This window comes from Sphingobacterium sp. GW821-FHT03E03 (genome assembly GCF_059420745.1).
This window is the reverse complement of sequence record NZ_JBWKUH010000028.1, coordinates 16,693-32,186: the sequence shown is the minus strand read 5'-3', so window position 1 is coordinate 32,186 and position 15,494 is coordinate 16,693. Positions and strand designations below refer to the sequence as shown.

General features: G+C 39.8%; 10 protein-coding genes. 4 read left to right on the top strand and 6 right to left on the bottom strand.

The annotated features are described in order from the left end of the window. Window positions 1-2: 2 nt before the first annotated feature. A complete protein-coding gene (locus tag AC07UV_RS21730; RefSeq protein WP_495185269.1) occupies window positions 3-2,405 on the bottom strand; it encodes a S9 family peptidase in 2,403 nt (800 codons plus the stop codon). 357 nt (window positions 2,406-2,762) lie between these two features. Here AC07UV_RS21730 and AC07UV_RS21725 point away from each other — a divergent pair, with 357 nt between their 5' ends. From AC07UV_RS21725 to nrdF, 4 genes are all read left to right on the top strand, one after another. Beyond that, a complete protein-coding gene (locus AC07UV_RS21725) occupies window positions 2,763-2,996 on the top strand; it encodes a thioredoxin family protein (protein ID WP_077437059.1) in 234 nt (77 codons plus the stop codon). 35 nt (window positions 2,997-3,031) lie between these two features. After that, on the top strand, window positions 3,032-3,439 hold the full coding sequence (nrdI, locus tag AC07UV_RS21720; protein WP_282252034.1) for a class Ib ribonucleoside-diphosphate reductase assembly flavoprotein NrdI: 408 nt from the start codon (window positions 3,032-3,034) through the stop codon (window positions 3,437-3,439). After that, window positions 3,399-5,504, top strand: coding sequence for a class 1b ribonucleoside-diphosphate reductase subunit alpha (gene nrdE / locus AC07UV_RS21715; protein ID WP_223581799.1), 2,106 nt, complete (start codon window positions 3,399-3,401; stop codon window positions 5,502-5,504). The genes nrdI and nrdE overlap by 41 nt, the downstream gene beginning before the upstream one ends. Window positions 5,505-5,637: 133 nt before the next feature. Next, window positions 5,638-6,624 carry a class 1b ribonucleoside-diphosphate reductase subunit beta gene (gene nrdF / locus AC07UV_RS21710; RefSeq protein ID WP_257087099.1) on the top strand — a complete coding sequence of 329 codons (987 nt, stop codon included), beginning with the start codon at window positions 5,638-5,640 and terminating at the stop codon, window positions 6,622-6,624. A 213-nt stretch (window positions 6,625-6,837) separates the two neighbouring features. Here the strand turns inward: nrdF and AC07UV_RS21705 are convergent, their stop codons facing one another. From AC07UV_RS21705 to AC07UV_RS21685, 5 genes are all read right to left on the bottom strand, one after another. Continuing rightward, complete coding sequence (locus AC07UV_RS21705; RefSeq protein WP_495185268.1) at window positions 6,838-7,731, bottom strand: alkaline phosphatase family protein; 894 nt, start codon at window positions 7,729-7,731, stop codon at window positions 6,838-6,840. Window positions 7,732-8,102: 371 nt separating this feature from the next. Beyond that, window positions 8,103-9,665: a RagB/SusD family nutrient uptake outer membrane protein gene (locus tag AC07UV_RS21700; protein WP_495185267.1), complete on the bottom strand. Its 1,563-nt coding sequence runs from the start codon at window positions 9,663-9,665 to the stop codon at window positions 8,103-8,105. A 17-nt stretch (window positions 9,666-9,682) separates the two neighbouring features. Next, complete coding sequence (locus tag AC07UV_RS21695; protein WP_495185266.1) at window positions 9,683-12,859, bottom strand: SusC/RagA family TonB-linked outer membrane protein; 3,177 nt, start codon at window positions 12,857-12,859, stop codon at window positions 9,683-9,685. Between the two features lie 395 nt (window positions 12,860-13,254). Continuing rightward, window positions 13,255-14,976, bottom strand: coding sequence for a GMC oxidoreductase (locus AC07UV_RS21690; protein ID WP_495185265.1), 1,722 nt, complete (start codon window positions 14,974-14,976; stop codon window positions 13,255-13,257). 7 nt (window positions 14,977-14,983) lie between these two features. Further along, window positions 14,984-15,472 (bottom strand): gluconate 2-dehydrogenase subunit 3 family protein, encoded by a 489-nt coding sequence (locus AC07UV_RS21685; RefSeq protein WP_495185264.1) that lies wholly within the window; start codon window positions 15,470-15,472, stop codon window positions 14,984-14,986. Between the last annotated feature and the right edge of the window lie 22 nt (window positions 15,473-15,494).

Here is a 15,494-nt window from a genome sequence, read left to right as displayed (position 1 = left end):
AATTAGTTCTTTAAGTATTTTTCAAGGAATTGATCTTGCTCCCATAGGAGGTGAAAGATATTCTCCTTCGCTACATAACCATGGGCCTCACGCGGCAAAATCACCATGCGCACGGGTGCTCCCAAATTCTTTAAGGCCTGAAAATAACGTTCTGTTTGTAGGGTAAATGTTCCCGGATTATTGTCCGCTCCACCATGGATGAGCAGCAATGGCGTCTTCATCCGATCAGCACTGACAAATGGAGACATTGTCATGTACAGCGCTGGATCATCCCAAAAGTTACGTTGCTCACTTTGGAAACCAAATGGTGTTAATGTCCTGTTATAAGCTCCCGAACGCGCTATCCCAGCTGCAAATAATTTTGAATTAGACAATAAGTGTGCAGTCATAAAGGCTCCATACGAATGCCCACCCACAGCAACCTTTTTTCGGTCAATATAACCCAATTTATCCACGGCATTGATTGCCGCTTCCGCATTAGCGACCAATTGCTCAATAAAGGTATCATTTGGTTCTTTCTTTCCCTCTCCTACAATTGGAAATGCGGCATTATCCAAGACCGCATAGCCTTTTGATACCCAATAAATAAATGATCCATAACTTGGAAAAGTAAATTCCTTTGGGTTCGCCGTGCTTTGGCCAGCCGTATTTTTGTCTTTATATTCTCTTGGATAAGCCCACATCAATAAGGGCAATTTCTCCTTGTTATTTAGGTCATAGCCAGCCGGCAGATATAATGTACCCGAAAGCGCTACCCCATCCTTACGTTTATAGTTTAAGATTTCTTTGTGAACTTTTTCAAGCGATTTAAATGGATTTTCCAATGTTGTCAATGCAACCTGTTTGCCTGATTTCATGTTTTTCAGGTAATAATTTGGATAGACTGATGCCGATTGGAGCGAGATCAACAATTCACCGGTTTTTGGATTTACAATCTCTCCAATCCGTTCCTGCAATTCAGATGCTGCCGCCGTATATAAGCGTTTTTTCTTTAACGTTTGCAAATCCAGCTCTTCCACAAAAGGAAACTCACCTTCTTTGGTAAAGCCCTTGCCTACAAATAGGACTTTGTCCTTGTCCATATACATACTGTATGTTCCAAGGGCATTTTTTTGCTGATATACTGTACCCGGATCATTATAGACATCTTGGCTGTTGCGATCATACAACAACTTGGATTCCCCAGTGGAAGGATTAACGACAAAGGTTTTCGCATTACGTGTATCATACCATTGCGAATGAACCAAGGCATATTTATCGTTTCCCCAAACAACCCCTGCATAGCGATCTTTAGTTTTGAAAATCAGCTTCCCCGCACCAGTATATGGGAAGTCCAATGTATAAAGCGCATCGCGAAATTCTGCCGGTTTGTTGGCATCACCACCATCCAAGGCTTCAACATAAGCTAAGGTTGCCGGCTGGTCGTCACGCCACTGCAAAGAACGCCTACCCGGACGTGTAGAGGAGAATCCTTTTGGCATGACCTCCGTTAAAGGCACTTCATTAACCAGTGCAATCTCTTTTCCCGATAGATCGTAGATCCGCGTCTGTTGTGGAAAACGCGAAGCTGGCACCACATAGGAATAGGGTTTAGCGATTGTTGTTACCATCACATAGGTACCATTGGGCGAAAAGACGACCCCAGTATAGATATCTTTATCTTTGAATTTGGAAATCGTCCCATCTAGATCCACAAACTGTAGATTGGATTGTACCAATGTTTCAAAATTCCGTTCGTCCTGTGGATTCTTCAATAAATCTTGGTATGTCCTGAGTTGAGATACTTTACCATCGCTTGTGGATACGACCGGTCCCGTGGGCAGATCCTTGGCAGGATCCAACAAAGCATTTTTTTCCTTTGGTAAGGCCGTGATAATTAATCGTGTTGAATTGCCCAACCACTGAAAAGGCGCATCCAATGTTGCATTCAGATTATAAGCTGTCAATTGTTTCACTCTCCGTGTTGCTAAATCCAGTACAAACAGTGCGGTTCCAGATTCATTTGTATTGGTAAATGCCAAACGGTTATTGTCTGGGGAGAATGCAAAATTTGACAAAGAGGGATTTTCTGGCATTCCAACAAAATCTGTTTCTTCCAACTGTTGTCCAATTTTCTTCAGGCCAATCTTATTAAAAAAGACTGTCGAACTTTCCATATTTGTACGCGGATTGATACGCAATCCGGCCAATTTCATTTCTTCCTGTCCCAGATCCTCCAAGCTCTTATAGGTCGACCGGTAGGTGAATAACATCCATTTGTTATCACTGGACATTTTTATCTGAGGTGGTCGAATAAAATCGGCCAAAGCCAAAATTTCGGAAGTTGGTTTTTGGAAAGTGATATTCTCCTGTGCATGCGTCTTCAAACACAATAACAACAAGAGAGCATAGCATAGCTTCTTCATAAATTTATTTTGCATATTAGGGCAATAAAATGTAATAAATTTATGAAAAAAAACCAAGTATTGTAGCCGTTTTATGACACTAAAATTAAACTTAGATTGTTTCGTAAAAAACAGGTAAAATTTCTTGATTTAAAGTTATCCACATTCATATCACGCACTATAACAGACACTTAACACAACCAACTAGCAGTAAACGCATCCTATGACAAACTTTTACCCAAAATGTGGAAAAGTCAAACTACCGCTTCGCAAGAAAATATATGATATTTGTTAAGCTAATGAAAGAATTGGCAATTCAACGAAGTAACGACCTTTCTTTTTCTATGAAGATTGGATAAAAAAAATAAACATACAAACATGGCAAGAATTATCAAATTTGAGAAAAACGATTGTGCTCCTTGTGCACAAGTATCGGCTTATTTGGATCAAAAAGGTATCCAATATGAAACGGTTAATCCTTTTGATGAACCTGACTTGGCCGCAAAATTCAAAATCCGTACGGTACCAACAGTAATCGTATTGGAAGATGAAGAAATTCAACACCGTATCATTGGCTTTAAACCAGAAGAATTGGCTGCCATTGCACTTTAATAAATCGAAGGTATCATTAAATTAAAGACAGCAGTATGATACACATTTATTACGATTCCAGAACGGGTAACGTACAGCGTTTTATGGATAAAGTCGCACAGATCACTGGCTGGCAGATCCATAAAATCAGCGCTGACCTTCAGGTAAATCACCCTGGCCATTTGGTCACATTTACCACAAATTTTGGACAGGTGCCCGAAAACACAAAACAATTCATGAAACGAGAAGCTAAAAATATCTATTCCGTAACCTCCAGTGGCAACCGCAACTGGGGTCCAAATTTCGGTTTGGCAGCTGATCGTATTTCACAGGATTTCGACATTCCACTGGCATTCAAGTTTGAACTGTCCGGAACAATGGAAGATATAAACCAATTTATTGACATCTTAAAGAACTTTTGCGATGGTAGCAAACGAAGTAGCAAAAAACTGGATATTGCTTAATAATGAAATCATGATTAAGCATGATGACGAGTTCAGCTTACATAAAGATAAGGAAGCTGTTCGCGCATATTTCCTGGAATATGTAAATAAGAACACTGTGTTCTTTTATACATTGAAAGAAAAAATAGACTATTTGATAGAAAACAACTACTATATTGATTTTTACCAATGGTTTACATTTGAAGAAATGGAAGAGGTATTCAATTATGTGTATGCTAAAAAATTCCGTTTCGAATCCTTTATGGCCGCCTTTAAATTTTTCCAGAGCTATGCACTTCGCGACGACTCTGGTGAAAAATTCCTAGAGCGCTATGAAGATCGCGTTGTTGCTGTATCCCTATTCTTAGCACGAGAAGAAGGTGTAAAAAAAGCAATAGAATACGCCGAAATCATGATCAACCAAGAGTATCAACCTGCTACACCAACATTCTTGAATGCAGGTAAAAAACGCTCTGGGGAATTGGTATCCTGTTTCTTGGATGAAATTGGTGACAACCTGAACGGTATCGGTTATGCGGTTGATTCAGCAATGAAATTATCCTCTATCGGTGGCGGGGTTTCATTCAATATCTCCAAAATCCGCGCACGTGGTGAGGCGATCAAAGGTGTTGAAGGTCGTGCAGGGGGTGTACTTCCGATCATGAAAATCATGGAAGATACCTTCTCTTATGCAAACCAATTGGGACAACGTCCTGGTGCTGGAGCAGTATACTTAAATATCTTCCACTCTGATATTGAAGAGTTCCTTGATTGTAAAAAAATCAATGTGGACGAAAAAGTACGTATCAAATCACTTTCAATCGGCATTATCGTTCCGGACAAATTCATGGAGCTAGCCGAGAAAGATGAGCCTTGTTATTTGATCTACCCACATACAGTAGTACAAGAGTATGGACAATTCTTGGATGAAATGGATATGGACAAGATGTACGATGAGTTGATCACCAATCCAAATGTCAAAAAGAAAAAAATCAACGCACGTCATCTGTTGGTTAAGATTGCACAGACACAAAAAGAATCCGGTTACCCTTATATCTTCTTCAAAGAAAACACCAACCGTGTACATGCTTTGAATGAAATTGGTCAGGTGAAATTCTCAAATCTATGTACCGAGATCATGCAGGTATCACAAGTATCCGATATCGAGATCTATGGCAAGCAAGATACAATCCGTTATGGTATCTCCTGTAACCTTGGTTCATTGAATATCGCTACGGTGATGGACAACAAACGCATCAAAGAAACGGTGAAAACAGCGATGCGTGCGCTAACAGTGGTCACTGATGTAACCAACATAGATATGGTACCTTCGATTGCAAAAGCAAACCGCGAATTGCACTCCGTAGGACTTGGTGCGATGAACCTACACGGTTACCTTGCGAAAAGCTTTATAATGTACGAATCTAATGAAGCCTTGGATTTTGCCAATACGTTCTTCATGATGATGAACTACTATTCATTGGAAGCATCCATGGAAATTGCAAAAGAACGTGGAAAAACATTTGTTGGATTTGAGAAATCAGCCTATGCAGATGGCACTTATTTCAATAATTACATAAACCGTGATTACATTCCAAAAACAGCTAAGGTAACTGAGTTGTTTGAAGGTATACACATTCCAACTGTTGAAGATTGGTTAGAATTAAAAGCAAAAATCAAAGAACATGGTATCTACCATGCGTACCGTTTGGCGATTGCTCCAAATCAATCAACTTCCTATATCATGAATGCGACAGCGTCTGTCATGCCAATTGTGGATATTATTGAAGTGCGTGAATATGGTGATAGTACCACTTACTACCCAATGCCATATCTGACCAACGATAACTATTTCTATTTCAAATCGGCATATGATATGGATCAGTTCAAAGTATTGAAATTGATTTCGGTTATCCAACGTCATATTGATCAAGGGGTATCTACAATTTTGCATACCAATTCGAAAGACTCCACAAGAGATTTGTCTAGATATTACATCTATGCACATAAATTGGGATTGAAATCCCTTTATTACACACGAACAAGAAAATCGACCATCGACGAATGTGTCTCTTGTTCAGCCTAATCTTGAGATTTTAGTATTTGGATATATAATGTGAATAGGTCAAAAGTTGCCAAGTTATCGGCAACTTTTGGCTTAATCAACGGATCAGAAGTTCAAATACATGATAATAAATGCCTAATACTTTAAAATAAAAATGAGTAAAACATATAAAGCTGTCAATTGGAATACTCCCGAGAACGATTATGTATTGATGTTCTGGGAACAAAACATTCGTCAATTCTGGATTGACACCGAATACATTCCATCAAAAGATATCGATAGTTGGAAACGTATCAGCCCAGAAATGAAAGATGCCTATAAAAAAGCATTAGGTGGTTTGACCTTGTTAGATACCTTGCAGAGTCATACAGGTATGCCAAAAATCATCGACCACATAGATACTTTACAGAATAAAGCTGTATTATCCTATATGTGTATGATGGAAGCTATTCACGCGAAGTCATATTCAACTATTTTCACAACGGTTTCAACGACAGCTGAAATCAATGATATCTTCGAGTGGGTTCAACAAAATAAATACCTACAGTACAAAGCACAGATGATCGACGGCTATTACCGTGCTATCGATAAAGAAGATGCTTCTGATGAGGAAATTTATATGGCTATGGCCGCTTCCGTATTGTTGGAATCTTTCTTGTTCTATTCTGGATTCTTCCTACCATTGTGGTTATGTGGTCAAGGTGAAATGGTTGCTTCGGCTGATATCATCAAGAAAATCGTTGCTGACGAATCCATTCATGGTGTATTCGTAGGATTGATGGCACAGGATCAATTCAAAAAATTAAAGAATCAAGATCAGGTAAAAGCACGTTTCTTGGCTTTACTTTATAACTTGTATGAAAACGAGTTGAAATATACCGAAGAGATCTACACTGAAGTAGGTTTGACTGCAGAGGTGAAAGAATATGTTCGTTACAATGCAAACAAGGCATTGATGAACTTAGGTTTTGATCCGATCTTTGAAGTAAAACAAGTCAACCCAATTGTATTGAATGGCTTGAATACAGAAACGACACAACACGACTTCTTCTCTAAGAAATCGACAAACTACGAAAAAGCGACAGAAATCGTCCATTTAAAAGATGATGACTTCAAAATGGATGTAGTTGTTGATATATAACGATTATCAATAGAGCCAATAAAAAATCCCCAGAAGCGAAAACTTCTGGGGATTTTTATTTCTACATTGTCTGTTTTCTATTGATACGTATTTTTTCGTCAGGGTATTAATGAGCTCACTACGCTCAGTTTATTGGCCAGAAAGAATATTCAGTCAATTTTCATAGCTGTTGGTGCTCGTGAAAGCATGAAGGTTTTATTGGGCAAATGTATGCTATTGCTGAAAAGCTTTTATTGCCTGACCACGCCAAGCAGCATCAAGCGGTGCGCCAAGCAACCAGGTTAATGTAGGTGCGATATCATAAATCATGACCGTCCCTTTGATCTCTTTACCTTTTGGTACCCCGGGTCCAGTCATAACCCAAGGAATCTCAACTTCTGCCAACGATTTGCCACCATGTCCTTTACCCGTCCCGCCATGGTCCGCAGCGACAACAAAGATCGTTTCATCAGCGATACCAGCGTCCTTGACCGCTTGTTGTAAGGTCCCTATCCGTCGGTCAACATTTTTTAGTTCAGCGTAGTATTCTGGCGTATCGTGCCCTATATTATGACCAACGCCATCAGGTTGGTCGAAATGCACAAAAGTAATAGTCGGTTTCTCTTTTTTGATGATATCGATGCTAGTATTCAATGCTGCTTCGTCATCATCCTTCGTATTAATTATTTTTTGGACCACCTTATTATCAATTAAATACCCTATCCCAGGCCAGCTATGTACAACAGCAAATTGAGCTTTAGGATTTTTCTGAGCTACAGCATTAAACAAAGAGGGAAACATCCCATTTTCAGTTTTAGCCGTTGACGGAATTTCAGGAGTCTTACTATCCCATTCTGTATAACCATGTGTTGTAGGTCCAGCCCCCATCAGCATAGAAGCCCAGTTCACTGCACTAGACGAAGGGAGAACGGTGCGCACATGGGTACTATAAGTTCCCTCCTGCATCATCATTTTGAGATTTGGCATTTCAGCTTTAGGTAAGGCATAAGCACCGAATCCATCGAATCCCACTAAAACGACATGTTTGATTTTTTTACTTTGTGCCATCGAGCCACTAGTAGATAGACCTATCAAAAGGAATGGCAATAATAAATTTCTAATTTTCATAATTATTGAGCTTTCAAAGACTTAATAATTCAAAAATAAAAACTTTATTCTATCTATTATGTTAAGTAAACATTATTTAATATACCTAACCAACATGTTACAGAAGAATCTAGCGCATAAAAAAACCGCTAGAAAAAATCCTAGCGGCTTTCTTAAAGACATTGTAGCCAATAATAGACTGATTTCCGTGATTTATTATTTTATTTGAATACTAATAACCCGGATTTCGCTTTAAGTTGGGATTAATAGACAATTGATTTAATGGAACCGGAAACAGCTCCTATTGATATATTGCTAATTTTTTAAACCAGTAACTTTTTCAATAAGGAATGGCCATCATAAGGACGGCCATTTCTTATGGTATGTATTGTCTATTGATACCCTGGATTCTGGGTCAATTTATTGTTACGTTGGATCTCATCAGGAGAAATTGGCCATAACAAATCAGTTTCTTTAAACGTTGCTCCGGATCCGTTCTTTGCACCGACTAAAGGAACAAAATCTATTTTTCCGGCTTCTGTTGTAGAGATTACAGGGAACATTTTCGTCCGTAAGATATCATCCCACATTTTGAATTCCAATGGGAATTCACGTAAACGTTCTTTCCAGCATTCCTTGACAAAATCGTCAGCGGATAATGTTTGCAGTTCTGTTGTCAAGTCGGCAACAGTTTTTCCTTCTGTATTTGCGCGAGCTTTTACCTGAGCTAGATAACCAGCTGCTTCTGCATTAACGCCAGTTGATTTCGCAATCCCCTCTGCAGCGATCAACAAGGCCTCAGGAAAACGGTAAAAATTCCAGTCCTTTGTTCCACGTCCTGTAACCGTTGCCGCTTGCTCATCAAAATAATACCATATGCCCGGTACATCCGAAGTCCAGGTTTTACCATTTACTGGATTGGTATATTTCCAATGGAAAAATTGATTTGGCTGAATACGTAGGTCTTTCGCATTATAAACATTCAAAAATTGATCTGTCGGACCATAGATCCGTTCAAAAATTGAGTATTTGTCAAAAACAGAAGTCGCCGAAGAACTAAAAGCATAGGTTGTCCACCAGCCACTATTGTTGATGGTCGCATCATACTCTTGTGCATAAATCACCTCTTCTAAATCATCTGTTGTCCGCAACTTATTATAAGCACTATTCAGTTTCAAATCTGTGTTATCGGTCATCTTATGAGCTGAGCTAATAACAATCTTTGCTGCTGATGCAGCATCAGCATACTTACCCTGTTGCAAATACACATTGGCTAATGTCATTGCCGCAGCATATTTGGTAACACGGTGTTGATTTTTTGCAAATGTAAGCGCTGGCAAATCTGCTACTGCATCTTTCAGATCTGCTTCAATCAGCTCATAAACCTTAGCAACATCTGTTCTATCTAAATAAAGCTCGTCTGCCAGTGTCTCATTCGGTTTTACTGATAGCGGAATTGCGCCAAATGTCTTGACCAGATAAAAATAATTATATGCTCTAAAGAACTTTGTCTCAGCCAATAAAGATTTCTTCTTAGCCTCATCCATTGTGATTCCAGGAATGTATTTGATACCTGCATTAGCAATATTAATCGCTTTATAGCTCTCATCCCAAATGGTATTCATGGTGCTCGATACAACACTGGTATTTTGCTGTCTTGTCAGCTGTCTCGCAAACAGACAGATTTGCTCCTGTCCTTCATAGGTATTGATAAAATAACCTGTAAGCATGGTATTTATCGAAGCTGTTGGTCCCACATAGGCGCTCGCAGCAACCGAATAACGTTGTGGGGCCCCACGACGATAAAGCGAATTCACCGTAGCTGTTGCTTGTCCGTCATTGGCATAATACTGTTCCAAAGATAAATTGGATCTCGGTTCCTCCTCCAAAAATTTATTGCAAGATGTTGTCAAAGCCATGCCGGCTAGCAACAACAGAAATAATTTATTTTTCATTTTTGATAAGTTCTAGATTAAAATGTAACATTTACACCCAAGGAGAAAGTTTTTGCTCTTGGATATGCGAAAAAGGTCATATTTTGTCCAAATTTACCTTCCCCTTGCGAAGTACTCTCTGGATCATAACCTTTGAAATCGTTCGAAGTAAATAAGAACGGATTATTCGCATTTGCATAGATTCTTAATCTCTGCATACCAATACGTTTCAGCGCATCAGGTTTAAAGGTGTACCCAAGCTGAATTAAATTGACGCGCAGGTAGGATCCATCCGCGATCCAGGCATCATCCACATTGGAGTCCTGTCCACGGTGTCCACCATTCGTCAGATAGATAGCTTGTTCTTTGGTATTTGGATTGGAACCATTATACGCATCTGTCAAAATTTCCTTCAACCCATTGGTAATACCAAAACGGTCATAGGTAGAGTGGAAGAATTGTTGCATAATCTCTACCCCTTTCACAAATTGAAGATCGAGGGTAAAATCAAAATTCTTGTAGCGCAAGTTATTGACAAAACTTCCTGTCCAATCAGGCAGACCTTTACCGATGATTTCTTTTGTAGTGGTACGTTTCGCACGGCCAATATCTTCCAGTTTCGCATTTCCAGCATCCACATCAGCCTGTGTATAAACACCCAACCTTCTGTAGCCGTAGAAACTATTTAAGTTCTCACCAACACGAATAATGCTATTGGCACCACCTACCCAGCCATTCATCAGGATATCTGCATTATTTTCTCCCAACGTTAATACCTTATTCTTATTATAGTTGGCATTGATGGATGCTTTCCAATTAAAGTCCTCATTATTTACAATCGTTCCATTGATCATCAAATCAATACCTTGGTTTTGGACAGATCCGATATTTTTCATCACGGTACCAAATCCAGAGGCCGTTGGTAAAGGCGCATCTAACAACAGGTCTGTGGTTTTCTTGCGGTAATAGGATACATCAAAATTCAAGCGGTTTTGAAATAGTCCCAATTCTACACCAACATCAAACTGCGCAGTTTTTTCCCATTTTAGATCGGGATTAGCAATGGTATTCACAAAGGAATAAGGTGCTCTGACATTGTTCAGTAATATTGTCCCGGCATCCACGATCGCCAATGACTTGTATGGATCGATCTCGGAGTTACCTGTCATACCAAAGCTCGTATGGAATTTCAGATTGCTGATAGATTCGTTTCCTTTCAAGAAATCCTCATTAGACGCATTCCATGCAAAACCGACGGATGGGAAAAAGGCATATTTGTTGTTTTTTCCAAACTTTGACGAGCCATCATAACGTCCCGTAACCGTTGCTGAATATCGGTCATTATACGAGTAAGCTGCCCGCACGAAATAGGAGTTCATTGCCCATCTATTCCAAGCTGATGTTGGTGGGTCAGGTGTGACACCAATACCTAGGTTGTTATACTCGTAAAAATCATCAAAGAAACCTGTCGTCCGCGAACGGTCATTATCATAGGTTCTCGCTTGCCATGAAAGACCACCCATCACATTGATCCGATGTTTATCGAATTGTTTATTATAGGTCAAATAAGTCTCCTCTTGCCAATAAAACGTATTGGTATTATTGATTTCAGCCCATCCGTTGGGTTGAGAAATATTGTTCAAGGATATAGAAGAGTAGCCTTTATAGATTTTTCGATGACTATCAATACCCAATTGCGTTTTCAGATCCAGGCCATCAGCGAGGTGAAATGTCAATGCCGCATTTCCAAAGATCTGTGTATTATAACGCATCCGTTTTTGCTGATCCAAGATTGATACCGGATTAGCCATTCCTTCAAATCCTAATTTTTCAGATACTGTGGACGATGACGAACTGGTATACTTACCATTCTGATCATAAATAGGATACCATGGGATCATTTCTATCATGGTACGACGCGCCTCCTGGCCACCGCCATCTTCTGGTGTATATCTACCCCAAGTGTGGTTGACACTCAAATTGATAGCCGTGGACAACCAAGAGGTAGGTTTCGCATCATAAGCCATCTTAGCATTTACACGCTTATTCCAGGTATTGTTTACCACACCCTGCTGATCCGTGTAATTTAAGAAGGCACCTACAGATGATTTCTCATCGCCTTGTTGTACGTTCAATTGATGATTATGGGAAATAGCTGTTCTGGTCGCCTCCTTCTGCCAATCGGTATCATATAAAGGGTTCCCGTTCGCATCAAAATAATTCGGATCATTGAACCAGTCTTTTTTATTTAGCGACCAAGGCGTCCAGTTCTTATCACGATCTTTTAGAAACTTAGCAGCATATTTATTTTCATTTTCCAGACCAATCATAAAGGCATCGACCCATTCCTTAGCGTTCAGTACATCCATATAACGTTGTACAGAACTTACGCCTGCTGATCCTTGGTAACTGATTGTTCTAGACCCATCTTTGTTTCCGCGTTTTGTTGTTACTAAGATAACACCGTTCGCACCACGAGCACCGTAGATCGCTGCTGAAGACGCATCTTTTAATACTTCGATGTTTTCAATATCATTCGGATTCAGCAAATGGAAATCTTCCATCACAACACCATCCACTACATATAGTGGGTTTGAAGAGGAGTTGATTGTCGCAACACCACGAATCACCACCCTATTCGCATAAGCGCCAGGCTGGCTCGAATTGGAGAAAATGTTTACCCCTGATGCTTTACCTCTCAAGGCGTCTAAAGGGCTAAAACTTTGATCTTTAATCATGTCAGCTCCTTTGACCATGGCAATGGAACCGGTTACATCCGATTTGCGCATCGTACCGTAACCGACAACAACGACTTCATCCAATTGGCCCTGATCCTCTTCCAATTGTACAGTGATGGTAGCACCGGCAACTGTCACCTCTTTCGATTTATAACCGACCGAAGTAACAACCAGCACATCACCAGACTTTGCTTCCACAGAAAAATTCCCCTGTGCGTCTGATTGGGTACCATTTGAGGTTCCCTTAACTGCTACAGAGGCTCCTACAAGAGGTTTTCCGGTAGCATCCAGTACTTTTCCTTTCAATTGCTGCTGCAGATTACGAACTTCTTTTACAAAGGATTTACCTTCGTAATTTGCTGAAGTTGCTACAGCGGCATTGACTTGTTGAAATGTACCAGCAATGACAGCCAATGAGAAAAATAACTTTGATTTTTTCCCAAGCTGCACAAATGATTTTACGTCAACTGTGCTCATATTAATAGTGATTTGGTTTATAAAAACGTTTTAGCAAAAAGATACTAGAAACGTTTAGTTTAATTTAGTTTTCCCTTATAATCGATTATAACAAAAAGTTTTAGCTCATAATCCCTTCCATTATAATTTTTCAATTTAACATCTATTTCTCCTTTAAAGCATCAATTTTATCTCAGTTTGGTTGATCGCTATAAGTATCGAAAAAATGCTAAATCGCTTTTGCTTTTTTTGTAAAATTTTTTGGTTTGTTCGTTTGGTTTATACTGTTTAATTTCTGTTTTTTCTTTTCCTCTTTGGTTATGTTTTTCTGGTTTTAATATCTTAATTAAGGTTGTAATTTAGTATTTTAAATTCAACTGGGAAAGATTTATTTCCAAAATCTTTCCCAGCTAAAACTATATATTTCCCTTCTTCATTTCGCTGATGGCATAATCAACGGAACGTGCTGAGAAGGCCATGTAGGTCAATGAAGGATTTTGTGTTGATGTTGAAGTCATGCAGGCACCATCTGTAACGAAAACATTTTTTACCGCATGCATCTGATTCCATTTGTTCAATACAGATGTTTTCGGATCGTGTCCCATACGTGCGCCGCCCATCTCGTGGATGTCCAGCCCCGGAGCCTGCCAATGTGTGTCTGGCCGAATATTCGTGAAGCCAGCATCGGTAAACATTTCGGTCATGACCGCAATATAATCTTTTTTCATTTTTTCGTCATTGTCGTCATAATCGACGGCAATCTTCAACAATGGAATTCCCCAATCATCTGTTTTATTAGCATCTAGAGACACCATACCTGATTCTTTTGGTATTGTCTCACCCATCATATGTGAGCCAACCTGCCAAATACCCAATTTCGGGTTTAATAGGTTCTCTTTAAGTCCTAATCCTAATCCTAGACCAGAGCGATCTGATTCTTTGCTACGTGATGCACCAAAACCCGCCGCATAGCCACGTAAGAAATCTGTTTCCTGTTTATGTAGGTTGCGAAAGCGAGGAATGTATCCACCGCCGGCAGGATTTCTTCCCTCCGCAGTATAATCCAACAGTCCTTCGTATTCGGCATAAATACGTGCACTATAGTTGTGGAAAGCGACATATTTTCCCAATACACCACTGTCATTTCCCAAACCATTCGGAAAGCGGTTAGATTTGGAATTCAACAAGATCAGATTGGTATTGATGGCAGCTGCATTGACAAAAATCAATTTTGCATAGAAATCAATCTCCTCTTTGGTATCTGTATCAATGACTCGAACGCCTACAGCTTTTCCTTTTTGTTCATCGTATAGGATAGAGTGAACCACCGAATGTGGACGCAGGGTCATATTTCCGGTTTTAGCGGCCCAAGGAATTGTAGTTGCATTGGAACTGAAATACCCACCAAAAGGACATCCTCTCTGACAGAGCACACGATTTTGGCATTGGACACGGCCTTGATCGATGTGAATCTGGTTGGGTTTGGAAAGGTGTGCACAACGTGCCGAGATCACCTTACGTTCCGGGAATTTTTTCTGAACTTTCTCTTTAAAATACTTCTCTACAATATTTAACGGGTAACCGGGCAAAAATTCACCATCTGGCAGCTCTGGAAGTCCATCATGATCCCCAGCAATGCCGGCAAACTTCTCTGCATATGCATACCAAGGAGCTAGATCAGCATAGCGTATAGGCCAATCTACGGCAAAACCATCACGTGCGGGACCTTCAAAGTCAAAGTCGGACCAACGCTGCGTCTGTCTCGCCCATAACAAAGATTTCCCGCCAACCTGATATCCTCGGATCCAATCAAAAGGTTTTTCCTGTATATAAGGGTGCTCATTGTCCTTTACAAAGAAATGTGCGGCATCTTCATGAAAAGCATAACATTTGCTGACAATCGGATTCTCCTCTTTCACTTTATAAGGCATCTCATTCCGATGTTCAAACTCCCAAGGCATCATATTCGTGGTTGGATAATCCTTAATATGCTGTACATCACGGCCACGTTCCAATACTAGGGTCTTTAGTCCTTTCTCACATAATTCCTTTGCAGACCAGCCACCACTAATTCCTGAACCTATCACGATAGCATCATAGGTCCTATTTTTTTCACTGTCAATATTTAGATTTGCCATATTGGATTTATCCATTAATTTTCACCGCACCATTGTACGGTCCCGGAATAAGCTTATAGATCACCTTATTCTTCATCACATATTCTGAATTCATATAGCCTTGGATCGCACGTGATTTAAAGATTTCAAAAAAAATCTTTTCATCCGTTTTATCGGTCAGGTTAGCTAACTTATTTTCTGTCTCTTTGCCATTGGCCAGATTCAGCTGTTTTCTTAGTTTGTTAAAACCAGAAACAAATTTCTCCTGGTTTTCTGGCGACTCACAATCATCCACCATCTTGATCACAAACAGGTGCAGGTTCAGATCCTTCCCACCCGGAGTATCCGTTTTCGGGATAAGGACATCCACCAGGTCAGCCAAAAACTGCTCATCTTCTGCTGACAATTTCAGCTTATTTAATACAATAGATGCACCACCATCATTCAGACAGGATGACAAAATAGTCAGTCCGCCTGCGATAATGAAAAATTGCTTTATTGCGGTTCTACGGTTCATAATCAGAGTTCCCTTTACAATT